The sequence below is a fragment of the Pseudomonas sp. Con_6 genome, assembly GCF_059379395.1.
The window spans coordinates 6,498,871-6,524,657 of record NZ_CM182011.1 but is presented as its reverse complement, the minus strand read 5'-3'; the positions used below and the strand labels follow the sequence as shown (position 1 = coordinate 6,524,657).

Genomic DNA, 25,787 nt, shown 5'->3' with positions numbered 1-25,787 from the left:
CGGGGTCTGAGTGAGCGGTCACCGCGACGTCAAACCGTCGCGGTGTCACGTACCAGCAAAATGCGTTCCGTGATGGACGCTGATTCTAGACGAACTGCGCGGCGGCGTATGCGGAGGCCCAGGCCCACTGGAAGTTGAAACCGCCAAGGTGGCCGCTGACGTCCAGCACTTCGCCGATGAAGTACAGCCCCGGACTCTTCAGCGACTCCATGGTCTTGGACGACACCTCGCGGGTATCGACGCCGCCCAGGGTCACCTCGGCGGTGCGATAGCCCTCGGTACCGGCGGGAACCAGTTGCCAGTTGCCCAGCTTGTCGGCGACCTGGGCCAGTTCCGCCGGGGTGTACTGCTTCATCGGCTTGGAGACGAACCAGGCGTCGGCCAGCAGGTTGGCCATCTTCTTGGTGAACACTTCGCCAAGCAGGGTTTTCAGTTCGCTGTTGGGGCGCTCGGCCTGCTGCTGTTGCAGCCAGGTGAGGGCGTCGTGGTCCGGCAGCAGGTTGATTGCCACGGTGTCGCCAGCTTCCCAGAACGACGAGATCTGCAGGATCGCCGGGCCACTGAGGCCGCGGTGGGTGAACAGCAGGTTTTCCCGGAAGCTCTGGCCGTTGCAACTGGCGATGCAGTCTACCGAGGTGCCGGACAGCTCGGTGCACAGGGCCTTGAGCTGGTCCGTGATGGTGAACGGTACCAGGCCGGCGCGGGTCGGTAGCAGGCTGTGGCCGAACTGGCGGGCGACCTGGTAGCCGAAGCCGGTGGCGCCCAGGGTCGGGATCGACAGGCCGCCAGTGGCGATCACCAGCGACTGGCACTGGAACGGGCCGGCGCTGGTGTTCAGCAGGTAGCCGTGTTCGAGCTTCTCGATGTTGTCGATGCGGGTGTCCGTGCGCAGGGTTGCGCCGGCGCTGTCGCACTCATCGAGGAGCATCTGCAGGATGTCGCTGGACTTGTTGTCGCAGAACAGCTGGCCGAGTTTCTTCTCGTGGTACGGCACGCCGTGCTTGGCGACCATCTCGATGAAGTCCCACTGGGTGTAGCGGGCCAGGGCGGATTTGCAGAAATGCGGGTTCTGCGAGAGGAAGTTGGCCGGCTCCGTGTACATGTTGGTGAAATTGCAGCGGCCACCGCCGGACATGAGGATTTTCTTGCCCGGTTTGTTGGCGTGGTCCAGCAGCACGACCCGGCGGCCGCGCAGGGCGGCGGTGCGGGCGCACATCAGGCCGGCGGCGCCGGCGCCGATGATGATCACATCGGTGGAGTGCATGATTTTTCTCTGGAGCAACAAATTTTGTTGAAGCGACGCGGACCCTGTGGGAGCGGGTTTACCCGCGATTGCGGTAGTGGATTCACCATCGTAATCGCGGGTAAACCCGCTCCCACAGGGCTACGCGTCGCTCTTAGATGATCCGGACCTTGAGCGAGCGACCCTTGATCTTGCCGCTGTTCAGCCGCTGCATGGCCTGCTTGGCCACCGCGCGCTCCACGGCCACGAACGCCTGGAAATCGAAGATGGCGATCTTGCCCACCTGCTTGCCTGGAATCCCGGCATCGCCGGTCAGTGCGCCGAGGATATCCCCCGGACGCAGCTTGTCCTTGCGCCCGGCGGCGATGCACAGGGTCGACATCGGCGGCACCAGCGGCTCGCCACCCTTGCTCTTCAGGCTGTCCAGCTGTTCCCAGCGCAGCGGGGATTTCTGCAGGGCCTCGATGGCTTGGGCGCGATGGCCCTCGGCCGGGGCCACCAGGCTCACTGCCAGGCCTTTCTCGCCAGCACGACCGGTACGCCCGACACGGTGCACGTGAATCTCCGCATCCCGCGCCAGCTCGACGTTGATCACCATGTCCAGTGCATCGATATCCAGGCCGCGGGCGGCCACGTCGGTAGCTACCAGTACCGAGGTACTGCGGTTGGCGAACACGGTCAGGACCTGGTCGCGGTCACGCTGTTCCAGGTCGCCGTGCAGCGCCTCGGCGGCAATGCCCTTGGCCTTGAGGTGATCCACCAGCTCCTGGCACTGCTGCTTGGTGAAGCAGAACGCCACGCAGGACTGTGGACGGAAATGCCCGAGCACGCGGGTGACGGCGCTCAGGCGATCTTCGGCGTCGATCTCGTAGAAATGCTGCTCGATCTGGCTGTCGCTGTGCAGCGCCTCGACCTTTACCTGCTGCGGATCGCGCATGATCGAGGAGGCCAGTTGCTTGATCCCGGCCGGGTAGGTGGCGGAGAACAGCAGGCTCTGCCGGCGCTTTGGGGTCTGCCCGACGATATCGGCGATGGCGTCGAAGAAACCCATGTCGAGCATGCGGTCGGCTTCATCGAGGACCAGGGTGTTGAGACCGTCCAGCACCAGGGTGCCTTTGCTCAGGTGCTGCTGCACCCGGCCCGGGGTACCGACGATGATGTGCGCGCCATGTTCCAGCGAGGCGATCTGCGGGCCGAGGGACACGCCGCCGCACAGGGTGAGGATCTTGATGTTGTCCTCGGCGCGGGCCAGGCGGCGCAGTTCCTTGGCCACCTGGTCGGCCAGCTCGCGGGTCGGGCACAGCACCAGTGCCTGGCAGCCGAAGTAGCGCGGGTTGATCGGGTTGAGCAGGCCAATGCCGAAGGCGGCGGTCTTGCCGCTGCCGGTCTTGGCCTGGGCGATCAGGTCCTGGCCCTTGAGAATGACCGGCAGGCTCTGTGCCTGGATCGGGGTCATCTCGGTATAGCCGAGGGCGTCCAGGTTGGCCAGCATGGCGGCGGACAGCGGCAAGGTGGCGAAAGCGGTGGCGTTGGTGGTCACGAGGCGGGCCTGCAAAACAAAATGTCGCGCAGTGTACCAGCCTCATGGCCATTCGCCCTAAGGCTCGATCTCGGCTTCCTGACGAGGGGCACGCCTTCCATCGGTCTTCGCCAGTTGCAGGAAGATCGCCGCCGCCAGCATGGCCATCAGGCCGATGGTGACGAAGGTCAGCTGGAACGCGCCGAGGGTGGTTTCCACGCCCTCGGCGCTGCCCGCCGCGGTAAAACCGCCGAGCAGGGCCCCGGCGCAGGCCACGCCCAGGCTCAGCGACAGCTGCGCGACCACCGACAGCAGGCTGTTGCCGCTGCTGGCGCTGGCGTCGTCGAGGTCGATCAGGGTCACGGTGTTCATCGCGGTGAACTGCATCGAGTTGATCGCCCCGAGCATCCCCAGTTGCACCAGCAGCACCGCGTGCGGCGTGTTTTCGTCGACCAGGCCGAGGCTGGCCAGCATGATCCCCAGCAACAGCGTGTTGCCGGTGAGGATGGTGCGGTAGCCGAAGCGCTCGATCAGCGGCCGGGCGATGGACTTGGCGAGCATCGCCGCGGCGGCCAGGGGGATCATGCTCATCCCCGCTTCGGCCGGCGAGTAGCCCAGCGCCACCTGCAGCAGCAGGGGGACGAGGAACGGCAGGGCGCCGCTGCCCAGGCGCGCGAACAGGTTGCCGAGGATGCCCACGGAGAAGGTGCGCACGCGGAACAGGCTGGGCGAGAACAGCGGGTTGTCGATGCTCCCGGCGCGCAGCCAGTAGGCGGCCAGGCAGGCCATGCCGGCGAACAGCAGGAGCATCACCCGCAGGTGCGGCAGGTGCAGCTCGCCCAGGCCTTCCATGGCGATGGTGATCAGCACCATCGCTGCGCCGAAGAGCAGGAAGCCAACGCTGTCGAAGCGCGTGCGCGCCGAGCCGCGCAGGTCGGGGATGTATTTCCACACGGCGTAGCAGCCGAGGGCGCCGACCGGCAGGTTGAGCAGGAAGATCCAGTGCCAGCTGAGGATTTCCACCAGCCAGCCGCCCATGGTCGGACCGATCAGCGGGCCGAGCAGGCCGGGGATGGTGATGAAGCTCATGATCCGCACCAGTTCCGAGCGCGGGTAGGCGCGCAGCACTACCAGGCGCCCGACCGGCAGCATCAGCGCGCCGCCCAGGCCCTGGATGATCCGTGCCGCCACCAGCATGCCGAGGCTGCCGGCCAGGGCGCAGAGCAACGAGCCGAGGCTGAACAGCAGGATCGCGCCGAAGAAGATCCGTTTGGTGCCGAAGCGGTCGGCAATCCATCCCGAGGCGGGGATTAGCAGGGCCACGGTGAGCATGTAGGCGATGATCACCGACTGCATGCGCAGCGGGTCTTCTGCCAGGTCACGGGCCATGGCCGGCAGGGCGGTGTTGAGGATGGTGCCGTCGAGGGACTGCATGAAGAAGGCGATGGCCACGACCCAGGGAATCCAGCGGGCGGTGGTGGGGTCCAGCGGTGTGCGGTCTGGCATGGGTGTCCTTTTATCCGCAGCAGGAACAATGATGTTGTCTGGTCGGGCCTCATCGCGGGCAACGCCCGCTCCCACAAGGATTGCGTACACCGCCGAACCCTGTGTGCGTGTGTTGCCCGCGATGAGGCCGTCAGCGACACCCTCAAAGGGTCAGGGTCAGCCGTTTGACCAGTGCCCCCGGCAAATGACTCGATGCGGTCTGGCGCTGGCCATAGGTGCCGGTGGACAGCATCAGCTCACGTTCCTGCGTCAATGCTTCGAGTTGCGTACCCAGCAGACTGTAGACGCTGTCGTCGAAACGCATCGTGCTCACCGGCGCCTGGATTTCTCCATCTTCCACCCAGAAGGTGGCGAAGCGGGTCAGGCCGGTCAGCCGCGCGGCCGGTTGGTCCGAGTAGTTCAGGTACCACAGGTTGCTGATGTACAAACCGGTGCCCAGCCGTTCCGGTACCTGATCCAAAGGCAGGTCGCCCGCTGACATGTTCAGCGCGGTAGGCGCCTCCCAGCTTTCGGCACCGTTGGCCTCGCGCTGGAATTCCGCAGCGCTGCGGGCATTGGTCAGTTGTTCCCGCGCCGCGCCGCGGTCGACAAGGTGCAAGTCGCTGCGTGGATAGCCCTCGCTGGAAAACGCCGGGCTCAGCGAGCCGCTGACCCGCTCGTCCAGGCTCACCAGCGGGCTCAGTGCGGCTTCGCCGTCGTACAGGCGTTGCAGCGGACTGTTCTTGGTCGCGATGGATTGCGCCGAGAAACCACCCCAGCCAAGCATGCCGACGATCTCGTCGAGGGCCGACGGGGCCAGGTAGGCGCGGTACTGCCCGGGGGCAAGGGTCTTCAGCGGGCGGTCAAGATAGTCGAGTTGTTGCCGTGCCTGAACCAGACGCGCTGCGAACTGGGCGTCATCCCATTTCTGGCCGGCATAGTTGGCCTTTACCGCCTGGCCATTGGCGTGGAACAGGCTCCAGTCGAAGTTGAAGCTGTTCGCCTGGTGCCAGCCGAAGGCGCCGAACGAACTGGCGAAGCCGCGGCAGACCGGTCCGGCGGCATAGATGCCGACCAGGTCGAGATCACCGGCGCCGGCTTCGATCTGCCGCAGCACGCTGGCGCTGTCGGGCAGGGCCTGATCCTGCTGGTGTCGGCTGTCCCAGGCACTTTCGTTGAGCAGCAGGTAAGGGTCGGCGGGAATCAGTGGCAAGGTCTGGCGCAGTTGTTCCAGGGCTTCGGCCAGACGTTGCAGGTCGAGTTCGGCATCGCCGCTGAGGGTCAGGTTGAGGTCGGCCTGGCGGCCATCGGCGATCAGCTTGAGGCTGGCGTCGGACTGCTGGACATCCCCCGCCTGGCGCACCTTGGCGTGGTTGAAGCGAATGAACCGGGAGTGCTCGCCGGCGTAGCTCAGGGTGAAGTGCTCGGGGGCCCGGACCTGCTCGCGCAGCCAGTCGACCAGGGTCTGGAAAGTGTGCAGGAAGCGGTCGGCCATCAGGCGTCTCCTCCGAATACGTCGATCTGGCTGAACACACAGGCGGGCGAGGCGTGGCCGACCCGCACCACCTGGTTCGGCTCGCCCTTGCCGCAGTTCGGCGTGCCAAGGACCTGGAAGGTGCTGGCATCGCCGACGGCGCTGAGGTTGCGCCAGAAGCTGGCGGAAATGCCGCGGTAGTTGGGGTTCTTCACCACGCCCTTGAGTTCGCCGTTTTCGATCAACTGACCCCATTCGCAGCCGAACTGGAACTTGTTACGTGCGTCGTCGATGGACCAGGAGCGGTTGGTGCGCATCAGGATGCCTTGCTCGATACCGCCGATCAGTTGCTCCAGGGACTTGTCCCCCGGCTCGACATTGAGGTTGGCCATGCGGTCGATGGGCGCGCGGTTCCAGCCACAGGCGCGGCTGTTGGCGACACCGTCGAGGCCCGAGCGGAACTGCGACAGCGCGCCGCCCAGCGGTCGCACCAGCAGGCCGTCGCGGATCAGGAACTGGCGTGTCGCTGGAGTGCCGTCGTCGTCATGGCCATAGCTGGCCAGTTCCTCGCGGATTTCCGGGTCGAAAGTCACGTTGAGCAGCGTCGAGCCGTATTGCAGGTGACCGAAGTCCTGCGCCTTGACGAAGCTGGTGCCGGCGTAGTTGCGCTCGTCGCCGAGGATGCGGTCCATTTCCAACGGGTGGCCGATGGATTCGTGGATCTGCAGCATCATCTGATCCGGCATCAGCAGCAGGTCGCGCACACCGCCCGGCGTGTTGGGCGCCAGCAGCAGTTGCAGGGCCTGGTCGGCAATCCGTGCGCCGGCACCGACCAGGCCGCAGCGCTGGATCACATCGAGGCTGCCCTGCTGGCCGAAGTTCTCGCGGCCAAGGGTGCGGGTCTGGCTGTCACCATTGCCGAAAGCGGTGACGCTCATGCCAGGGAAGACGAAGCGTTGCGCCTGACGCAGCTCGGCGCCAGCGCTGTTGAAGTAGATCTGTTCGACATCGCTCAGCCCCAGGCTGGCCTGCCAGCTGACCAGGCGCTCGTCGCTTGGCACCGAGGCAGACTCGCGGTTGAGCAGGTCGTAGCAGTCGGCGAGGGAGGGGAACGCCTGTTCCAGATTGGGCGAGCAGTAGTCGGCGCGAGCGGTAGCGATGGGCTGGTCGCGCAGGTCCAGCAGCGAGTGTGCGGCGATCTGCCGGGCCAAGGCTTCGGCGCGGTCCAGCGCGCGTTGCAGGCCGGCCTGGGACAGGTCGGCGGTGGCCGCGTAGGCTTCTACGCCGCTGACCCGCACGGTGAGCATGGCGCCTTCGTCACGGCCCAGGCTGGGCGGCTCGGCGACATTCTTGCGCACCGACAGGTGCTGATGGGACTGGCGCACATGGCGCAGGGAGAAGAACTCGCCGCCGCAGCGCAGGCTGGTGAAGCGCTGGCGCAGCGGCGCGGTGAAATCGAACATGAACGGGCCTCCGGTGACGGTGGCCCTGGTTCAGAACCACTCCTCATGCATGCCCAGGCAGGTGTCGTCGCGTGCTTCGAGCAATGCGAGGTCATTATGGCAGGGCGGTACTTCCCAGGTGAGGAAGAATCGCGCCGCCTGCAACTTGCCGCGATAGAAGTCGCGGTCGGCCTCGTTCGCTGTGGCCAGGCCTGCCTCGGCGCGGATCGCCTGTTCGAGCCAGCGCCAGCCGACTACGCAATGGCCGAAGGCTTTCATGTACAGCGCCGAGTTGGCCAGGGCGGCGTTGATCTTGCCGGTCGCCAGGTCGCCGAGCAGGCCTAGGGTCACGCCTTGCAGGCGGTTCAGCAGTTGCTCCAGTGGCTGACGCAGGGCGTCCAGGCCGGGGAACTGATGGGCCCGCTCGCAGGTGCCGGCGATCAGTCGCACCAGTTGCTTGAGCCCGGCACCGCCGTTCTGCGCCAGCTTGCGCCCGAGCAGGTCGAGGGACTGGATGCCGTGGGTGCCTTCATGAATCGGGTTCAGGCGGTTGTCGCGGTAGTACTGCTCTACCGGGTACTCGCGTGTGTAGCCGTGGCCGCCGAGGATCTGGATCGCCAACTCGTTGGCCTTGAGGCAGAACTCCGAAGGCCAGGATTTGACGATGGGGGTGAGCAGGTCGAGCAGTTCGTGGGCCTGCTGGCGGGCCTCGGGCGTCTCGGCGGTCTGGGTGTCGTCGAACAGGCGCGCGGCGTACAGCCCGAGGTCGAAGGCGCCCTCTACATAAGCCTTCTGCACCAGGAGCATGCGTTTCACATCGCTGTGGGCAATGATCGGCACGGCGGCGGTGGACGGATCCTTGTTGTCCGGCAGACGGCCTTGCGGGCGCTGGCGAGCGTAGTCGAGGGAGTACAGGTAGCCGGCATAGCCCAGCATCACGGCGCCCATGCCGACACCGATGCGTGCCTCGTTCATCATCTGGAACATGCACGCCAGGCCCTGGTGCGGCTTGCCAACCAGGTAGCCGACGCACTGGCCGTTGTCGCCGAAGTTCAGCGCGGTCGAGGTGGTGCCGCGCCAGCCCATCTTGTGGAACAGCCCGGCCAGGGTTACGTCGTTGCGTTCGCCGAGGCTGCCGTCGGCATTGACCAGGACCTTGGGCACGATAAACAGGGAAATGCCCTTCACCCCGGGCGGTGCGTCCGGCAGCTTGGCCAGGACCATGTGCACGATGTTTTCCGACAGCGGATGGTCGCCGCCGGAAATGAAGATCTTGTTCCCGCGCAGGCGGTAGCTGCCGTCGGCGGCGGGTTCGGCGCGGGTGCGGATATCGGCCAGGGACGAGCCGGCATGGGGTTCGGTCAGGGCCATGGTGCCGAAGAAACGGCCGCCGATCATCGGCTGTAGGAACAGGCGCTTCTGTTCCTCGGTGCCGAAGCTCTCGATCAGGTTGGCGGCGCCCATGGTCAGGAACGGGTAGGCCGTGGTCCCGGCGTTGGCCGCCTGGAAGTGGGCGAAGCAGGCTTGCGAGAGCAGGGTAGGGAGCTGCATGCCGCCGACGTCGAAATCGCGGTTGGCATTGAGGAAGCCGGCTTCGAGGAAGGCGTCCACGGCAGGCTTCACTTCAGGAATCAGGACCGCTGCGCCGTTCTCGTAGCGCGGCTCGTTCTCGTCGCCCTTGCGGTTGTGCGGGGCGAAATATTTCTCGGCGATGCTGCGCGCGGTGGACAGCGCCGCGTCGAAGGTCTCGCGGCTGTGCTCGGCAAAGCGCTCGCGGCGGGTCAGGGCTTCGGCATCCAGCACTTCGTAGAGTTCGAACGCCAGGTTGCGGGCGCTGAGCAGGGTCTCGGTCATGGCGGCGGTCCTTTGATTCGGGATGGGGCGAGTCTAGGAAGGGGGGGGAGGGGGCGCCAGCATGATTGATGGGGATGATGATGGGGGGGAGGGGATGGGCATGCTGGGGGCAGGAATTGCGTCCTTCATGCACTTTCTCACTAGACGTTCAGCTTTGTAGTCCAGTTCTCATCCTTTGCGGGAAACTTCGCTCTCTTGATCGGGAGCAGAGCCGGCAGCTTGCAACCCCCGCTAAACGTTCTCATGGAGCGCCCCAACACGACGGTCCTTTTCATGTCTACAAGCACCTTTTCCCCTGCAGGCGCTCATGAGCCAGCCTTCTTCGTGGTGGCTGTGCGAAAGCTGATCCTGATGACACTGCTCACCGGCGGCCTCTACGGGTTTTATTGGTACCAGCGCAACTGGGACATCCATTACCGGGCCGGCGGCGGCATAGCGGTGTTGTACATGCTGTGGCCGGAGTTCTTCCTGTATTCGCTGTTGAGCCGGGTCGACCTGCGTATCCGTGCGTCGGGGCGCAACTACGTCTGGTCGCCCTGGTGGTTGGCGTGCGGGATGTTGCTGACGTCGATTCTGTGCATCGTTCTGGGTGTGGTGTCGCTGCCCATGCCCGGGGTAGCCAAGTGCGCCGCGCTCATGTTTGCGCTGTCGTTGCTCGTGCTTGGAGCAGTCCAGCGTGCCATCAATTTTTGCGAGAGGGATCCGGAGGGCACAGCGAATGCGCAGTTCACGGTGGTGAACTGGTTGTGGATATCGATGGTGACGTCGGGGTGGGTGCTGCTGGTGGGGTAGTCCTGTTGAAGTGCTTCCCGCCCTGTGCAACTTGGGACGTCTGACTGCAAAGCTTATGGGAGCGAGCCGCCGCATTGCTACGTAGCCCTAGTGGAAATTTGGCCTGCCGTAGGTTCCGAAGGTTCCTTACTAGTCTGTCGATTTGGACTACATCATTTGCTTTATTGAGGGTATTTGATGGCCGGCCCATTACAACAAGGCGCCAACCATGTCTACGAACACTGTTTCCCTATCCAAGTCGGTTGAGGAAAAGTCAGCAAAACCGTTGTTCTACGTGATTTCGATCAGAAAGTTGATCTACATGACGCTCCTGACCACCGGACTTTATGCGTTCTACTGGTTTTACAGGAATTGGGCGACGTACAGGAGCGCTACGGGAGACGATGTGAGCCCCGTGCTGCGCAGCATTCTTCCGGTATTTTTCGTATTCCCCTTGCTCCGTCGGGTCGATCAAAGCCTTGAGCATTCGAGAAGTCAGTACGACTGGTCACCCAGGCTGCTGGGAGTTGCCATGTGGCTGATCATGGTTGTCAGCGTCGGGTCGGGTCTATTGACTCCCCTGCCTATTGGGGACTTGAAACATGACGCGCTTATCAATCTCAGGGGCATGATCGAAGTGATACTGCAGTTGGTAGCGAGCCTTTGGGTCATGTGCAGAATTCAGCTAGCTATCAATGTTGTCGAATGCGACCCCCGGGGAGAGTCAAACTCGCGTTCCACCAGGGCCAATAATGGCTGGATGATGCTCGGGGTCACTCTCTGGATGTTTTTCTTCATCGTATTTGCAATGAACTTGTCGATCGCCTTCCGATAGCTGTCCGTTTCCAGCGGGTCGCTTAAAAATGAAGCGGGGCGGGCTTTGCGGAACTCTTGATTGAGTTCCTAAAACCCGCCCCGCTTCGTTTTCCCGCTTGCTATCAGCCGATCGTCATCAGACTCGCGTTACCACCGGCCGCAGCGGTATTCACGCTCAACGCCCGCTCGATCACCAGACGCTCCAGCGCCACCGCGGTTTCACCCGAGGACAGGCCATGAACACCAACGATCGCACCCGGACGCTTGGCGATCTGCTCGCAGATGCCGCGCAACTGGTCGGAGTCGCCGTGGTGCAGGACGGCGTCGAACAGCACGTCTTCCTTGTTCCAGTCGGCCACCAGCTTGATCCGCGCCTGAAGCTCCTTCGGCAGACGCGAACGCACGCTCTTGCCCGGCTCGCCGTCGAGGACCACCGCCGAGCTGCCCGCCGCGAACACCGCAGCCAACTGGGTCAGCAGGTCGCCTTCGTTGTCCGCCAGACACAGCACATGCTCGCGCGGCAGGATGGTGTAGCTGTTGCGCTCACCGGTCGGGCCGGCCAGCAGGCGGGTGATACCACTCTGCGACTGGCGGGCGAACCGCTCGCAGGTCTGCACCAGCTCGTTGTTCTGCGCACTGGCGGCCCAGGCCTTGAAGGCTTCCAGCGGCTTGAGCAGGGCTTCGCGCAGACGGCTGTCCGGGGTATTGCCGGCGTCGCCGCGCTGGAACGATTGCTCGATGGCATCGGCCGGACGGGTCGACAGCAGGCGGTACAGGTACAGCGGGCCACCTGCCTTCGGACCGGTACCGGACAGGCCTTCACCACCGAATGGCTGCACGCCGACCACTGCACCGACGATGTTGCGGTTGACGTAGACGTTACCGGCATGGGCATTGTCGATGACCTTGGCGATGGTCTCGTCGATGCGGGTATGCACGCCGAGGGTCAGGCCGTAGCCGGAGGCGTTGATCTGTTCGATCAACTGGTCCAGGTCCTTGCGGTTGTAGCGCACGACGTGCAGTACCGGACCGAAGATCTCGCGCTTCAGCTCGTCGAAGCTTTCCAGCTCGATCAGGGTCGGCATGACGAAGGTGCCGCGCTTGCATTCGTCGCTGTTGGCCAGGGCCACCTGATAGACCGAACGGCCTTTCTCGCGCATGCCCTGGATGTGCTTCTCGATGCCCGCCTTGGCTTCGGCGTCGATCACCGGGCCGATGTCCACGGACAGGCGCTCCGGGTTGCCCAGGCGGCTTTCGGCCATGGCGCCCTTGAGCATTTCGATGACACGGTCGGCGGAATCTTCCTGCAGGCATAGTACGCGCAGGGCCGAGCAACGCTGACCGGCGCTGTCGAAGGCCGACGAGACCACGTCGATCACCACCTGTTCGGTCAGCGCCGAGGAATCGACGATCATGGCGTTCTGGCCACCGGTTTCGGCGATCAGCGGGATCGGACGGCCCTGGGTATCCAGGCGACCGGCGATGTTGCGTTGCAGCAGGCGCGCGACTTCGGTGGAACCGGTGAACATCACGCCCTTGACGCGCTCGTCACCTACCAGGCGGGCGCCGACGGTTTCACCGCGGCCTGGCAGCAGTTGCACCACGCCTTCCGGAATGCCGGCTTCGAGCAGCAGGCGCACCGCCTGGGCGGCGACCAGCGGGGTCTGTTCGGCGGGCTTGGCCAGTACCGGGTTGCCGGCGGCGAGGGCCGCAGCCACCTGGCCGCTGAAGATCGCCAGCGGGAAGTTCCACGGGCTGATGCACACCACCGGGCCCAGTGGGCGGTGGGCGTCGTTGCTGAAGTCGTTGCGTGCCTGCACCGCGTAGTAGCGCAGGAAGTCGACGGCTTCGCGGACTTCTGCGATGGCGTTGGCGTAGGTCTTGCCCGCTTCGCGGACCAGCAGGCCCATCAGTGGCTGAATCTCGGCCTCCATCAGATCGGCGGCGCGTTCGAGGATCGCGGCGCGCTCGGCTGGTGGGGTGGCCTGCCAGATCGGTGCGGCATTCAGCGCGCACTGGATGGCGTTGTCGACGTCGCCGACGGTGGCTTCCTGGACATGACCGACCACATCGCGATGATCTGCCGGATTGAGCACCGGTGCGGCAGCTTCCTGGCTGGCGGCGCAACCGAGCAGCGGCGCAGCTTTCCAGTCGGTGTGCGCGGTGGCCAGCAGGGCGCAGGACAGCGAGGCCAGGCGATGCTCGTTGGCCATGTCGATGCCTGCGGAGTTGGCCCGCTCGCTGCCATACAGGTCCCGTGGCATCGGGATGCGCGGGTGAGGCAGGCCGACGCTGCCTTCCTGGGTGGCCATGCGTTCGATGGTGGCGACCGGGTCGGCGACCAGCTCCTGGATCGAGATCGAGTGGTCGGCGATGCGGTTGACGAACGAGGTGTTCGCGCCGTTTTCCAGCAGGCGGCGGACCAGGTAGGCCAGCAGGGTCTCGTGGGTACCGACCGGGGCGTACACGCGGCACGGACGGTTCAGCTTGCCATCGGCGACCTTGCCCACGACCTGTTCGTACAGCGGTTCGCCCATGCCGTGCAGGCACTGGAACTCGTACTGGCCTGGGTAGTAGTTCTGACCGGCGATCTGGTAGATGGCCGACAGGGTGTGGGCGTTGTGGGTGGCGAACTGCGGGTAGATGACTTCCGGCACCGACAGCAGTTTGCGTGCGCAGGCGATGTAGGACACGTCGGTGTACACCTTGCGGGTGTACACCGGGTAGCCTTCCAGGCCCTCGATTTGGGCGCGCTTGATCTCGCTGTCCCAGTAGGCGCCTTTCACCAGGCGGATCATCAGGCGGTGACGGCTGCGGCGGGCCAGGTCGATGACGTAGTCGATCACATGCGGGCAGCGCTTCTGGTAAGCCTGGATGACGAAGCCGATGCCGTTCCAGCCGGTCAGTTGCGGTTCGAAGCACAGGCGCTCGAGCAGATCGAGGGACAGCTCCAGGCGGTCGGCTTCCTCGGCGTCGATGTTCAGGCCGATGTCGTACTGCTTGGCCAGCAGGGTCAGGGACAGTAGGCGCGGGTACAGCTCGTCCATCACGCGCTCGTACTGGGCGCGGCTGTAGCGCGGGTGCAGGGCGGAAAGCTTGATCGAGATGCCTGGGCCTTCATAGATGCCGCGGCCATGGGAGGCCTTGCCGATGGAGTGGATGGCCTGCTCGTAGGACGCCAGGTATTTCTGCGCGTCGTGCTCGGTCAGTGCGGCTTCGCCGAGCATGTCGTAGGAATAGCGGAAGCCCTTGGCTTCGAACTTGCTCGCATTGGCCAGGGCTTCGGCGATGGTCTCACCAGTGACGAACTGCTCGCCCATCAGGCGCATGGCCATGTCGACGCCCTTGCGGATCATCGGCTCGCCGCTCTTGCCGATGATGCGGCTGAGGGATGAGGTCAGGCCGGATTCGTTGTGGGTGGAGACCAGCTTGCCGGTCAGCAGCAGGCCCCAGGTGGCAGCGTTGACGAACAGCGACGGGCTGTTGCCCAGGTGCGGCTGCCAGTTGCCGGTGCTGATCTTGTCGCGGATCAGGGCATCGCGGGTGCCCTTGTCGGGGATGCGCAGCAGGGCTTCGGCCAGGCACATCAGGGCCACACCTTCCTGGGACGACAGGGAGAACTCCTGCAGCAGGCCCTGGACGATGCCGGCACGACCGCTGGCGCTCTTCTGGTTACGCAGCTTCTCGGCGATGCCGGCGGCCAGCTTGTTGGTGGCTTCGGCCTGGGCGGCCGGCAGGCGCGCCTGCTCCAGCAGCATCGGCACCACTTCCTGCTCGGGGCGACGGTAGGCGGCGGTGATGGCAGCGCGCAGGACCGATTGCGGAAGGATGCTTTCGGCGAATTCGAGGAAGCACTGATGGCTGTGGTCGGGCTGCACGTCGCCCGCGTCATCGGCCAGGTTGCCGGGCTGACCGTTGAGTTCGGTCAGGGTGGCGCCACCCTCGAGCTTCTCCAGATAATTGAAGATCGCTTGTTTGATCAACCAGTGCGGCGTGCGGTCGATGGACTGCGCAGCTGCTTTGAGTCGCTCACGGGTCGGGTCGTCGAGTTTGACCCCAAGGGTGGTCGTCGCCATTTCTTATCCTCTTTATTGCCACTGGGCTGTGGCTAAGCTGGCGCCAAGATTAGCCGTGCGCGTTTCCGGGTGCAACCTAGTGCAACCCAAATTTTTACGGGCGGAGGTGCAACTCGTCCGAGGCGGGAAACCCATACGACGGAAATGGCTTTTTAGTGTGCATTTACTTATGAAAACTGATTTTTTTGTGCCAAAAAGGAGCAAAAAGGCGTTGTTGTGGGATTTTTCGTACAAGGTGCAACTGCCTTTGTAAAAAAGGTTGCACCGTATTTGGGTTGTGGCATAGGGTTCGCCGCCTGGGTGCAACCCCCACGAGGGTTGTTGCTACATAAAAACAAACGCCAGGGCGCAATACATGACTGCAAGTAATCCCATCACGATCACTTTCGTGATCTATATCGCGGCAATGGTGCTGATCGGCTTCATGGCCTATCGCTCCACCAAGAACCTTTCCGACTATATCCTCGGCGGTCGCAGCCTCGGCAGCGTGGTCACCGCGTTGTCCGCCGGTGCCTCTGACATGAGCGGCTGGTTGCTGATGGGTCTGCCGGGCGCCATCTACATGTCCGGTCTGTCGGAAGCCTGGATCGCCATCGGCCTGACCGTCGGTGCCTACCTGAACTGGTTGTTCGTCGCCGGTCGCCTGCGAGTACAGACCGAACACAACGGCGATGCGCTGACCCTGCCGGACTACTTCGCCAGTCGTTTCGAAGACCATAGCGGCCTGCTGCGGATCATCTCCGCGGTTGTGATTCTGGTGTTCTTCACCATCTATTGCGCTTCCGGCATTGTCGCCGGTGCCCGCCTGTTCGAAAGCACCTTCGGCATGTCCTACGAGACCGCGCTGTGGGCCGGTGCTGCCGCGACCATCGCCTACACCTTCGTCGGCGGTTTCCTGGCCGTGAGCTGGACCGATACCGTGCAGGCCGGCCTGATGATCTTCGCCCTGCTGCTGACGCCGATCTTCGTTCTGCTGGCCACTGGCGGCGTGGATACCACCTTCCTCGCCATCGAAGCGCAGAACCCGGCCAACTTCGACATGTTCCGCAACGCCACCTTCGTTGGCATCATCTCGCTGATGGGCTGGGGGCTGGGCTACTTCGGCCAGCCGCACATCCTGGCGCGCTTCATGGCAGCCGACTCGGTGAAATCCATCGCCAAGGCCCGTCGCATCTCCATGACCTGGATGATCCTGTGCCTGGCCGGTACCTGTGCCGTGGGCTTCTTCGGCATCGCCTACTTCTCGGCTCACCCTGAAGTGGCCGGTCCCGTGACCGAGAACCATGAGCGCGTGTTCATCGAGCTGGCGAAGATCCTGTTCAACCCGTGGGTCGCCGGAGTTCTGCTGTCGGCCATCCTGGCCGCGGTCATGAGTACTCTGAGCTGCCAACTGCTGGTCTGCTCCAGTGCCCTGACCGAAGACTTCTACAAAACTTTCCTGCGCAAGAACGCCTCCCAAGGTGAGCTGGTCTGGGTCGGCCGCCTGATGGTTCTGGCTGTTGCCCTGATTGCCATCGCTCTGGCCGCCAACCCGGAAAACCGCGTGCTGGGCCTGGTCGCCTACGCCTGGGCCGGCTTCGGTGCCGCCTTTGGTCCGGTGGTTCTGCTCTCCGTGCTGTGGAAAGGCATGACCCGCAATGGTGCGCTGGCCGGCATCGTGGTCGGTGCCCTGACCGTGATCCTGTGGAAGAACTACTCGGGCACCAGCCTGTACGAGATCATCCCCGGCTTCATCTTCGCTACCATCGCCATCGTGCTGGTGAGCAAGGCCGGTCGTGCGTCGTCCAGCATGGTTGCGCGCTTCGAGAAAGCCGACGCGGACTACCACGCCAACAAGTAATTTCCGTCTAGCGTTCTGGGGCCGCAACGCGGCCCCGGTTCGTTTCAGCGGGTGCAACCTGACGCCGCGCGCCTGAACGGGTAAACTTCCCGGTCCTTCAGGAGTTGCCATGAACTATCGTCACGCCTTCCATGCCGGCAACCATGCCGACGTCTTCAAGCACATCGTGCTGACCCGTCTCATTGCGCTGATGTCGCGCAAGGAGCAGCCGTTCGCCTACATCGATACCCATGCCGGCCTCGGCCTGTACGACCTGCAGGGTGACCAGGCGACCCGTACCGGCGAGTGGATCGAAGGTATCGGCCGGCTCTGGGGGCGCGACGACCTGCCGGAGATCGCCGCGGACTACCTGCGTATCGTCAAGCGCCTGAATGCCGACGGCGAGCTGCGCTACTACCCGGGCTCGCCCGAACTGGCGCGACGCATGGCACGCCAGCAGGACCGCGTGCTGCTCAACGAGAAACACCCGGAAGACGGGCGCCTGCTCAAGGACAACATGAAGAAGGACCCGCGCGTCGCCGTGCACCTGGGCGAGGGCTGGCATGTGCCGCGGGCGCTGTTGCCGGTGCAGGAGAAGCGCGCGGTGATGCTGATCGACCCGCCGTTCGAGAAACCGGACGAGCTGAAACGCTGCACCACCGCGATGAAAGAGGCGATCGGCCGCATGCGCCAGACCGTCGCGGCGATCTGGTACCCGATCAAGGATCAGCGCCAGTTGGTGCGTTTCTACCAGGACCTGACCAGCACTGGCGCGCCGAAGCTGCTGCGGGTGGAGCTGTACGTGCATCCTCAGGACACGCCGGACTGCCTGAATGGCTCTGGCTTGGCCATCGCCAACCCGCCATGGGGGCTGGAGGAGGAGCTGCGTGCCTTCCTGCCGTGGCTGGCCGAGTGCCTGGGACAGACGGGCGGTAGCTGGCGGATGGACTGGCTGATCGCCGAGTAATCCTGGCTCTTGTGTTGTTCTTGAGGGCCTCATCGCTGGCAAGCCAGCTCCCACAGGGACGGTGTATGCAGTACCTGTGGGCGCTGGCTTGCCAGCGATGAGGCCCTTGAGGTCAGCACCTCCTATTGCCCACCCGCTTTGCGTTATAATCCCGCCCTTTCGCCGCCGCCCGCCCATGAGGCCGGGGCGCATTTTTACCGAATGAAGAGGCTAGACCCTTGGCATTGACGATTCTTGGCCTGTCCGGCGCCCTTAGCCATGATCCTTCCGCGGCCCTGTACATCGACGGCAAGCTGATCGCCGCCGCTGAAGAAGAGCGCTTCGTGCGCGACAAACATGCAAAGAACCGCATGCCCTACGAATCGGCGAAGTTCTGCCTCGAACAGGCTGGCATCAAGCCATCTGATGTCGACGTAGTCGCGATCCCGTTCGCCCCCATCAGCCTGTTCGGCGAGGCGCGCTGGCACTACGCCAAGCGCTACTGGTACGCCCCGGACCGCGCCCTCGACGCGATCCTGATGGGCAACCGTCGATACAAGCGCTACCGCAAGAAGATCGTCTGGTGCCTGGAGCAACTGGGCTTCGATCCGAAGAAGATCAAGATCGAGCCGGTCGAGCACCACCTGGCCCACGCTTCCAGCGCCTACCACTGCTCTGGCTTCAAGGAGAAGACCGCGATCCTCGGGATCGACGGCAAGGGCGAGTACGCCACCACCTTCTTCGGCTACGGTGAGAACGGCAAGATCCACAAGATCAAGGAATTCTTCGATCCGGATTCGCTGGGTGGCCTGTATGGCGCGATCACCGAGTTCCTCGGCTTCGAGATGCTCGACGGCGAGTTCAAGGTCATGGGCATGGCGCCGTACGGCGACGCCAGCAAGTACGACTTCTCGCGTCTGGCCAGCTTCGAAAACGGCGAACTGGTGATCAACACCGAGTACGCCAACGTCATCGGCCTGCGCCGTTATAAAGAGAAGGGCAAGGGCTTCTACTTCTCGCCGAAGCTGATCGAGTGGCTGGGTCCGAAGCGCGAAGGCGACATCGCCGACGAGCCGTACATCCACTACGCCGCGAGCATGCAGGCGCTGTTCGAGAAGCTGGCGCTGCAGATGATCGACCACTATCTGGGCGACATCCTCAAGGAAACCGGCAAGCTGGCCTTCGCCGGCGGCTGCGCGCTGAACGTCAAGCTGAACCAGAAGATCATCGCCCGTCCGGATGTCACCGAGCTGTTCGTCCAGCCGGCTTCCGGCGACGCCGGTACTGCGGTCGGTGCTGCTGCCTACGTGTCCCACGCCCGTGGCGTGCCGGTGGAGAAGATGGAGCACGTCTACCTCGGCCCGTCCTACTCAAACGAAGACGTGATCGCTGCCTGTGCCCGTCATCCGAGTGCACCGAAATGGCGCAAGATCGACGACATGCCACAGCGCATCGCCCAGATCATGGTCGACGGCAACCCGGTGGCCTGGTTCCAGGGCCGCATGGAGTTCGGTCCGCGTGCCCTCGGCGGTCGCTCCATCATTGGCTGCCCGAGCGTGCCGGGCGTGGCCAACCGCATCAACGAGCAGATCAAGTTCCGCGAGCGCTGGAGGCCTTTCTGCCCGTCCATGCTGGACACCGTCGGTCCGCAGATGATCAAGGTCGATCACCCGGCGCCGTTCATGACCTTCACTTTCGAAGTGGCGGAAGAGTGGAAGACCCGCGTGCCGGAAGTGGTCCACGAGGACGGCACCTCCCGCGCCCAGGTGCTCAAGCGCGAGTACAACCCGCGCTACTACGACATGATGAAGGCCCTGGAAGGCCTGACCGGCAACGGCGTGTCGCTGAACACTTCGCTGAACCGTCGTGGCGAGCCGATGATCTGCTCGCCGACCGATGCGTTGAACATGTTCTTCGGTTCCGACCTCCAGTACCTGATCATGGAAGACATCCTGGTGGTGAAGGACGGCGCGAAAGCCTATGACACGCTCGACTGACAAGCGCGTCCTGCAGTTCTGCCATGGCTATGACGGGCCCTTTCTCGACTGTGCCCGTCAGTACGCCAGCCTGTTCGCCGGCAGCGGTTACAAGGTCACCACGGTTTTTCTCACGGGAAAGGCCGATCCGCGCGTGGCCGAAGGCTGCGCCAGCGATGAGGTGCTGTTCCTCGAATTCAGCTCCAGCGCCATTCGTGGCCTGAAGCTGGGTGCGATCGCCGCGTTGCGCAAGATCGCCGCGACGCGCGCGTTCAGCTTCTGCATCGCCCACCGTTTCAAGCCCGTCTACATCGCCCTGCTGGGCACCCGTCTGCCGGTCATCGGCGTGCATCATGCGTTCGATGACTACAAGCGTGGCAGTCGCCAGCTTCTGGCCAACCTGTTCCGCAAGCGCCTGAGCTTGCTCGGTGTCTCCGATGCAGTACGCGACGACATGCGCGGCGCGCTGAAGAAGTGGTCGGCCGAGCGTATCCAGACGCTGTACAACCGTATCGATATCGAAGCCTTGCAAGGCCAACTGGTACCCGCTGCCGAGGCCCGTGCCGCGCTGAAGCTGGACCCGCAGGCATGGATCGTCGGTAACGTCGGTCGCCTGCATCCTGACAAGGACCAGGCCACCCTGCTGCGCGGCTTCGCCCAGGCGCGGCCCAATCTGCCGGAAGGTGCTCGCCTGGCGATACTCGGCAAGGGCCGCCTGGCGGCTTCGCTCAAGGCCCTGGCTGCCGAGCTGGGCATTGCCGGGCAGGTCGACTTTCTCGGCCAGGTGCCCGATGCTCGCCGTTATTTCACTGCATTCGATGCCTTTGCCCTGAGCTCGGACCACGAGCCGTTCGGCATGGTCCTGCTGGAGGCCATGGTGGCCGGCGTGCCTGTCTCGGCGACCGCCTGTGGTGGTGCTCCGGAAGTGGTGGAAGGCGTCGGCGTGCTGTTCCCGCTGGCGGATGCCGCCGGACTCGCGCAGTCGTTGCAAGTGCTCGCCAGCATGGACGAGGCACAGCTCGACGAATGTCGCTCGCGCATGCTCGAACGCCTGCGCCAGCGCTTTTCCGACGAGGCGGTCCGCGAGGTCTTCTGGCGCTTGCCCCATGTCGTCGCGCTGACCGCGGAGGCTTGATGCTCAACCATATTCAAGGCTGGCGCGAGCGTGGCTGGAGCGTCATCGACGCGCGTACCTACGAACAAGCCTGGTTGCGCTTTGGTGGCAGTGTTGCCACCCATCCGCTGGTGGTCGCGCAACTGGCGGAGATGGCTGACATCCCCGTGCGCTACCTGGCCTGGCAACAGGGTGGCGAGATCAAGGCGGCGATCCCGACCTGGGGGCGGTACCTGGCCCTGTCCAAGGACGTTCTCAAACGCAAGGGCAAGAAAGGTCTGTTCGACCTTGGTAATGCCGAGATCATCCTGCCGGCCGCTGCCGATGCTCAGGCACCACTGCGCCATGCCGCGCGTTACCTGTCCGAGCTCAACCAGGGCCGCTTCAGCGGTCTGAAGGCTCAAGCCGAAGCACTGGCCATGGCCCGTCAGCCGGAAGAGCTGTCGAAGAAGTTCCGCTACAACCAGCGGCGTGAACTGCGCTTGTTGGAGGAGGCGGGCGGTACGGTGCGGCCGGTCACTGATTTCACCAGCGCCGAGATCGCGGCGATGTACTGCGATCTGTTCCAGCGGCGCTGGGGGTTCCCGGCCACCGGTGCCGAGCGCATGGCCGAGGCGATCGAGCGCCTTCGCTCGCTGTTGATCGGTTCGGTTGTGTTCCTCAATGACGCACCGATCGCCATTCAGCTGGTGTACAGGGTCGATGCGCCAGACTGGATCAGTGTTGAGTACGTCAACGGTGGGGTAGATCCCGAGACCCGCGAGTTCAGTCCGGGCAGCGTGCTCAGTTTCCTTAACACCCAGGCCGCCTGGGAAGACGCCAGGGCGCGCAACAAACCGTTGCGTTTCTCCTTTGGCCGTTCCGATCGCGAGTACAAGGATCGATGGTGCAACCCCGTGCCGGTGTTCCAGTCTTGAATCGCAAGCAGCAGTTGCTCAAGCGCCATCGGCGCAACAAGCGGCTTGGGCTATTGCTTGGCCTGGCGCTGCTGGTGGTGGTCGGGGTGCTGGTGGCCTGGTGGCTTGCGCTGGTGCTCGCATTGCTGGCCTGGGTCGCGCATGAGGCGTGGTTCGCCGATCACCTGTTCTATCCCCCTGCCACTGACTACGACTACCGGCTCGATGCCGATGAGCGCCATGCCGTGGGGCTGCGCGATGGCTGCGTGACGGTGCCCGAGGCGTGCCGGCTGGATGCGCAAGATACCCTGGTCCTCAAGGTTCGCCTGCGTGCCGGCTGGCTGGGTCGCTTTTTCGACCCGGCGGTGAAGATCCACGGTGACGAAGACGATTGCCAGGTCTTCGAGCGTTGTGTGGCAGGTATTCGCTACCTGAACCTGACCGGCCATTCCCAGGCCCTGGGTGAGGGGCGCTTGCGCCTGGCGGGGCAATACTGTCGCCTGGACGACGACGCCGAGCTGTTCGTGTGCCGCCATCCCGACTACCTGGCCGGGCCATTGCTGGTGATCGCGCCGCATGCCGACGATGCCGAACTGGCTGCCTTCGCTACCTATGCCGAGGCGCAGGAAAGCTGGATCGTGACCCTGACCGCCGGTGAAATCGAGGCCGAGCACTACCGTGACATGGGTCTGGACCCGGTTTCCGCTGCCCGCCTCAAGGGCCAATTGCGGGCCTGGGACAGTCTCAGCGTGCCACTCTGGGCCGGCGTGCCCCAGGCGCGCTGTGTGCAACTTGGCTATTTCTGCCTGCAATTGCCGGCAATGAAGGCCGACCCGGAGCAGGCCGTCGGCTCCCGCGAGGCGGACTTGCTGGATACCCGCCTGTTCCGTCGTTTCAACAGTGTGGCGCTGAAGAGCGACGCCAACGGCACCCCGTCCTGGCAGAACCTGGTGCAGGACCTGTGCGAACTGATCGAGCGCATCCGCCCGGCGAGCATCGTCCTGCCCGAGCCGACACTCGATCCTCATCCCGACCATGTCTGTGCCCGTGACGCGGTGCTCGAGGCACTGGCGCAGACCCTGTGGCAGCCAGACGTGCTCATGCACTACGCCAATCACCTGCATGACAACGACCGTTGGCCCATGGGCGATGCCGGCAGCGGCGTGGCGCTTCCGCCGTATTTCGACAGCGGCGTGGCGCTGCGGCCATGGGCACGGCCAGTCTCCACACAAAGCCAGTGGCAAAAGGCCATGTCGTTAGGCATGATGCACGACCTTCAGCCTCGCCTGCCGCTCAAGCGGCGTCTGCGACGCTTGCTGCAACGTTACCTGGCGGGCCGGAAATGGCCAGCCTTCGGTGAGAACGAATTTTTTCGCAAGGCAGTTCGCCGGCACGAACTCTTCTGGGTCGTAACGCGTGCCGACAAGAGAGAACAACGGTGAAAGTCCTTTTTCTGGTTCAGAAAGACCAACGTGCAATCCTTGACCGTCTCTACGACGGTATCGCGGCCGAGTGCGACTGCGACATCCGCTGGCTGAGCGATGCCGAGCAGGACAACCTGCGCGCCTACTTCCGCGAGCACGTCAAGGTCGAGCAGTATGACCGCATCCTGTTCTTCCTGCGCTTCAAGAAGGAGATCCGCCAGGTCGCTTTCATCCGCACCTTGCCGAACCTGGTGATCCTGGAACACGACGCCTACCAGAACTACATCCCGTGCAAATACACCGGAAAGTTCAGCGAGCATTACAGCAAGCTGCCCTGGGCCAGAATCATTACCTCCGGCGCGGTCGTCACCCGGCGCCTGCGCGATGAAGGATTCGATGCGGTGTTCATTCCGAAGGGCTACGACCAGGCCTTGCTGAATAACGAGGGGCTCGAGCGCGATATCGAGCTGGCGTTCGTCGGCAGCTTGCGCAGCGTCGCCTATTCCGGGCGCAAGGCCATGCTCGAATCCCTGGCCAAGGTCGAGAACCTGGTGATCACTCGCACCAAGTCAGGCGAGGAATACCGCGCCACCCTGAGCCGGATCCGTTTCTTCGTCAGTGCCGACGTCGGCATGGGCGAATACATGATCAAGAACTTCGAGGCCATGGCTTGTGGATGCGTGCTGCTGGCGTACGACCAAGGCGAAGAAGAGAACCGCGCGTTGGGCTTCGTCGACCTGCACAACATCGTGCTGTACCGCGACCTCGACGAACTGCGCAGGAAGTTGCAGCAGTTGCGCGAGCAGCCCGAGCTGGCGGACAGCATCGCGCGCAACGGGCAGCAATTGGCGGAGCAGCATTTCACCTTCCACGCACTGGGCCGCGCCATCGTCGAGGCCATGCGTGCGCCGCTGCGCCCGCATGTCGCGCCGGGCTGGTGGGCAAGGTTGCGTAGTGCGCTAGGCCTATAAGGCCGCTTCATCGTTTTTTACCGAGGAAAGATAACCATGGTCTTCAGCGAAAACAGTGAGATCACCTTGATGGTGACCAGCTGTGGCCGGTTCGACCTGTTGAAGCGCACGCTCGAAAGTTTCGATCGCTTCAACACGGCGCCGATCCGTGAAGTCTTCATCACGGAAGATTCCGGCGACGAGGCGGTGCGTGACTGCATCCCGGCCGCGTGGCGTGAACACACCACGTTCATCGTCAACAATCCCAAGCTTGGCCAGATGCGCTCCATCGATGCGGCCTACGCGCAGATCAAGACATTCTGGGTGTTTCATTGCGAAGACGACTGGGCGTTCTACCGTCCTGGCTTCATCGAGGAATCGCAGGTCTTGCTCGAGGCCGACCCGCAGGCGTTGCAGGTCTGGCTGCGCAGCTTCAATCACGATCTGCAGGTGCACAGCCCGTATGTGTTCCTCAACGAGCGGCAGGTGGTCCAGGGCATTCCGTTCTATCAACTGGGCTCGCACAAGGCCGACTGGCAAGGGTTCTCGCTCAACCCCGGGCTACGTCGTCTGGCGGACTACCAGCAGCACGCGCCTTATGCCGCGCATTCCGGCGAAAAGAGCCTGTCGCGTGCCTACGCGGCGGAAAATCGCTACGCACTTATTCTGGAAAACGATGCCGTGTTGCATACCGGCTTCGGTGAACATGTCGAGTTGCCGCAGGAGCGCGTCAACAAGATTCGACGTAAACGCAGGGATCGCTTCAAACTCATGGGAAGCATTGCTGTCGGCATCGTCATCGGATTTTTGATCAGCACTTTCTTGTGAGGCAAATTGTGGGAAGCAGAACCAGTCGAAGCTATTTTGCCGTAGCGACGATCATATTTCTTTTGAGCTACATCCTGATGGATTCGTCGAAGTGGACGAACAACATCTTTTACGCCTTCATCGCCCTGCCGGGCCTGGTGTTCCTGATCAAGGAGCGTGGTGCAGGCCTGTTGCAGCAGCCGCTGGCCTGGGCCTGGCTGGCATTCATGGCCTGGTTCCTGGTGCCGGCGGCAATCGCCGGGGACGGCCAGTTCTACAAGCACATTCTCTACGTAACCCTGTTCGTGTTCATCGTCGCGGCACTGATCGAGCCTGACCAGGTGCGCAACGCACTGTTCGTCCGGGGGATGTTCTGGATCCTCTGCATCTACATCTATGGATTTGCAGCGTATGCCTACCTGGTCGGCCTGTACGGCGTCGGTGAGCGGGTTGCCTTGCTGCCCTCGCGTCTGCAGAACGTGATCTATACCAGCATCTGGCTGCTCTGTGCGCTCGCGCTGGCATTTCCGCTATGGCTTAAGGAGCGCCGCTATCTTGAGGCGACTGCTGCCGTGCTGTTGAGCCTCTTTGCCATTACCTTCGTCCTGCAGACCCGAACCGCTTTGGTCGGTGCGGCTTTCCTGTTCGGCCTCTGGGCCATCCAGTCCATCTGGAAATTCCCGAAACTCGGGCTGATCGGTTTGGTCGCCGGCATCGTCGTGACGGGACTGACCTTCTGGATCATCCATGATCAGGCCTGGTTCGTCGGGTTGTTGGCGCGAGGCGACTCCTTCCGGGGCGAACTGTTCCAGATCATGGTCGGTGAATGGCACAACTGCGGTTGGCTGATGGGCTGTGGTGTCGAATTCAAGAGTACTCAGTTGCTGGGCGGCTTTATGCCCATTCAGCATCCGCACAACATCTTCGTTGCGTTGGGGCTGTACACCGGTGGGGTCTCGCTGGCGCTGTTCATCGTGGTGATGGCTGCGACCCTGTTGCTGGCCTGGCGCAACCGTGATCCGTGGGGGCTGTTCCTGGCGGGCGCGCTGGTGATGTTGAACTTCGATGGCAGCAAGCTGGTGGGCAACCCCGATGAGCTGTGGCCACTGGTGCTGCTGCCGGCAGCCGTGGTCATGGGGCGGGTCGTACAGGAAAAGCGGCGATCCTTGATCTGA

The 25,787-nt window shown here is 63.6% G+C and carries 18 protein-coding genes; 11 read left to right on the top strand and 7 right to left on the bottom strand.

Annotation, left to right across the window (positions count from 1 at the left end; all coding sequences use genetic code 11):
• Positions 1–85 precede the first annotated feature (85 nt).
• The 6 genes from AC5QPF_RS29460 to AC5QPF_RS29435 form a co-directional block, all read right to left on the bottom strand.
• Entirely contained in the window at positions 86–1,264 is a 1,179-nt protein-coding gene (locus AC5QPF_RS29460) for an aminoacetone oxidase family FAD-binding enzyme (RefSeq protein WP_494961106.1), read from the bottom strand.
• Between the two features lie 133 nt (positions 1,265–1,397).
• Complete coding sequence (gene dbpA, locus AC5QPF_RS29455) at positions 1,398–2,735, bottom strand: ATP-dependent RNA helicase DbpA (RefSeq protein ID WP_494964273.1); 1,338 nt, start codon at positions 2,733–2,735, stop codon at positions 1,398–1,400.
• A 105-nt stretch (positions 2,736–2,840) separates the two neighbouring features.
• Complete coding sequence (gene mdtD, locus AC5QPF_RS29450) at positions 2,841–4,268, bottom strand: multidrug transporter subunit MdtD (RefSeq protein WP_494961105.1); 1,428 nt, start codon at positions 4,266–4,268, stop codon at positions 2,841–2,843.
• A gap of 142 nt (positions 4,269–4,410) precedes the next feature.
• Positions 4,411–5,742, bottom strand: coding sequence for a metallopeptidase TldD-related protein (locus AC5QPF_RS29445; RefSeq protein WP_494961104.1), 1,332 nt, complete (start codon positions 5,740–5,742; stop codon positions 4,411–4,413).
• Positions 5,742–7,184, bottom strand: coding sequence for a metallopeptidase TldD-related protein (locus tag AC5QPF_RS29440; RefSeq protein ID WP_494961103.1), 1,443 nt, complete (start codon positions 7,182–7,184; stop codon positions 5,742–5,744). The genes AC5QPF_RS29445 and AC5QPF_RS29440 overlap by 1 nt, the downstream gene beginning before the upstream one ends.
• A gap of 30 nt (positions 7,185–7,214) precedes the next feature.
• A complete protein-coding gene (locus AC5QPF_RS29435; protein ID WP_494961102.1) occupies positions 7,215–9,017 on the bottom strand; it encodes an acyl-CoA dehydrogenase C-terminal domain-containing protein in 1,803 nt (600 codons plus the stop codon).
• A gap of 273 nt (positions 9,018–9,290) precedes the next feature.
• Between AC5QPF_RS29435 and AC5QPF_RS29430 the strand changes: the two genes are divergently transcribed.
• Positions 9,291–9,809: a hypothetical protein gene (locus AC5QPF_RS29430; RefSeq protein WP_494961101.1), complete on the top strand. Its 519-nt coding sequence runs from the start codon at positions 9,291–9,293 to the stop codon at positions 9,807–9,809.
• Positions 9,810–10,017: 208 nt separating this feature from the next.
• The gene (locus AC5QPF_RS29425; RefSeq protein ID WP_494961100.1) at positions 10,018–10,623 is read left to right on the top strand and encodes a hypothetical protein; all 606 of its coding nucleotides are present in this window, start codon (positions 10,018–10,020) and stop codon (positions 10,621–10,623) included.
• Between the two features lie 103 nt (positions 10,624–10,726).
• Here the strand turns inward: AC5QPF_RS29425 and putA are convergent, their stop codons facing one another.
• Positions 10,727–14,680, bottom strand: a complete 3,954-nt coding sequence (putA, locus tag AC5QPF_RS29420) for a trifunctional transcriptional regulator/proline dehydrogenase/L-glutamate gamma-semialdehyde dehydrogenase (protein WP_494961099.1) — start codon at positions 14,678–14,680, stop codon at positions 10,727–10,729.
• 355 nt (positions 14,681–15,035) lie between these two features.
• On the opposite strand from putA, the gene putP reads away from it, so the two are divergent.
• The 9 genes from putP (at position 15,036) to AC5QPF_RS29375 (ending at position 25,787) form a co-directional block, all read left to right on the top strand.
• The gene (putP, locus tag AC5QPF_RS29415) at positions 15,036–16,520 is read left to right on the top strand and encodes a sodium/proline symporter PutP (RefSeq protein ID WP_494961098.1); all 1,485 of its coding nucleotides are present in this window, start codon (positions 15,036–15,038) and stop codon (positions 16,518–16,520) included.
• A gap of 109 nt (positions 16,521–16,629) precedes the next feature.
• On the top strand, positions 16,630–17,466 hold the full coding sequence (locus tag AC5QPF_RS29410) for a 23S rRNA (adenine(2030)-N(6))-methyltransferase RlmJ (protein ID WP_494961097.1): 837 nt from the start codon (positions 16,630–16,632) through the stop codon (positions 17,464–17,466).
• Between the two features lie 218 nt (positions 17,467–17,684).
• Positions 17,685–19,442 (top strand): carbamoyltransferase C-terminal domain-containing protein, encoded by a 1,758-nt coding sequence (locus tag AC5QPF_RS29405; RefSeq protein WP_494961096.1) that lies wholly within the window; start codon positions 17,685–17,687, stop codon positions 19,440–19,442.
• Complete coding sequence (locus AC5QPF_RS29400; RefSeq protein WP_494961095.1) at positions 19,426–20,556, top strand: glycosyltransferase; 1,131 nt, start codon at positions 19,426–19,428, stop codon at positions 20,554–20,556. The genes AC5QPF_RS29405 and AC5QPF_RS29400 overlap by 17 nt, the downstream gene beginning before the upstream one ends.
• Positions 20,556–21,452 carry a GNAT family N-acetyltransferase gene (locus AC5QPF_RS29395; protein ID WP_494961094.1) on the top strand — a complete coding sequence of 299 codons (897 nt, stop codon included), beginning with the start codon at positions 20,556–20,558 and terminating at the stop codon, positions 21,450–21,452. Before AC5QPF_RS29400 ends, AC5QPF_RS29395 begins: the two co-directional genes overlap by 1 nt.
• Positions 21,449–22,873 (top strand): PIG-L family deacetylase, encoded by a 1,425-nt coding sequence (locus AC5QPF_RS29390; protein ID WP_494961093.1) that lies wholly within the window; start codon positions 21,449–21,451, stop codon positions 22,871–22,873. Before AC5QPF_RS29395 ends, AC5QPF_RS29390 begins: the two co-directional genes overlap by 4 nt.
• On the top strand, positions 22,870–23,826 hold the full coding sequence (locus AC5QPF_RS29385; RefSeq protein WP_494961092.1) for a glycosyltransferase family protein: 957 nt from the start codon (positions 22,870–22,872) through the stop codon (positions 23,824–23,826). The genes AC5QPF_RS29390 and AC5QPF_RS29385 overlap by 4 nt, the downstream gene beginning before the upstream one ends.
• 36 nt (positions 23,827–23,862) lie before the next feature.
• Entirely contained in the window at positions 23,863–24,633 is a 771-nt protein-coding gene (locus AC5QPF_RS29380; RefSeq protein WP_494961091.1) for a glycosyltransferase family 2 protein, read from the top strand.
• A gap of 77 nt (positions 24,634–24,710) precedes the next feature.
• A complete protein-coding gene (locus AC5QPF_RS29375; protein WP_494961090.1) occupies positions 24,711–25,787 on the top strand; it encodes an O-antigen ligase family protein in 1,077 nt (358 codons plus the stop codon).

Excerpts from the sequence above, each read along its gene's own strand:
- AC5QPF_RS29460 (WP_494961106.1), bottom strand. The coding sequence starts at position 1,264 with ATGCACTCCACCGATGTGATCATCATCGGCGCCGGCGCCGCCGGCCTG.
- dbpA (WP_494964273.1), bottom strand. The coding sequence starts at position 2,735 with ATGCTGGCCAACCTGGACGCCCTCGGCTATACCGAGATGACCCCGATC.
- mdtD (WP_494961105.1), bottom strand. The coding sequence starts at position 4,268 with ATGCCAGACCGCACACCGCTGGACCCCACCACCGCCCGCTGGATTCCC.
- AC5QPF_RS29445 (WP_494961104.1), bottom strand. The coding sequence starts at position 5,742 with ATGGCCGACCGCTTCCTGCACACTTTCCAGACCCTGGTCGACTGGCTG.
- AC5QPF_RS29440 (WP_494961103.1), bottom strand. The coding sequence starts at position 7,184 with ATGTTCGATTTCACCGCGCCGCTGCGCCAGCGCTTCACCAGCCTGCGC.
- AC5QPF_RS29435 (WP_494961102.1), bottom strand. The coding sequence starts at position 9,017 with ATGACCGAGACCCTGCTCAGCGCCCGCAACCTGGCGTTCGAACTCTAC.
- AC5QPF_RS29430 (WP_494961101.1), top strand. The coding sequence starts at position 9,291 with ATGTCTACAAGCACCTTTTCCCCTGCAGGCGCTCATGAGCCAGCCTTC.
- AC5QPF_RS29425 (WP_494961100.1), top strand. The coding sequence starts at position 10,018 with ATGTCTACGAACACTGTTTCCCTATCCAAGTCGGTTGAGGAAAAGTCA.
- putA (WP_494961099.1), bottom strand. The coding sequence starts at position 14,680 with ATGGCGACGACCACCCTTGGGGTCAAACTCGACGACCCGACCCGTGAG.
- putP (WP_494961098.1), top strand. The coding sequence starts at position 15,036 with ATGACTGCAAGTAATCCCATCACGATCACTTTCGTGATCTATATCGCG.
- AC5QPF_RS29410 (WP_494961097.1), top strand. The coding sequence starts at position 16,630 with ATGAACTATCGTCACGCCTTCCATGCCGGCAACCATGCCGACGTCTTC.
- AC5QPF_RS29400 (WP_494961095.1), top strand. The coding sequence starts at position 19,426 with ATGACACGCTCGACTGACAAGCGCGTCCTGCAGTTCTGCCATGGCTAT.
- AC5QPF_RS29395 (WP_494961094.1), top strand. The coding sequence starts at position 20,556 with ATGCTCAACCATATTCAAGGCTGGCGCGAGCGTGGCTGGAGCGTCATC.
- AC5QPF_RS29380 (WP_494961091.1), top strand. The coding sequence starts at position 23,863 with ATGGTCTTCAGCGAAAACAGTGAGATCACCTTGATGGTGACCAGCTGT.
- AC5QPF_RS29375 (WP_494961090.1), top strand. The coding sequence starts at position 24,711 with ATGGATTCGTCGAAGTGGACGAACAACATCTTTTACGCCTTCATCGCC.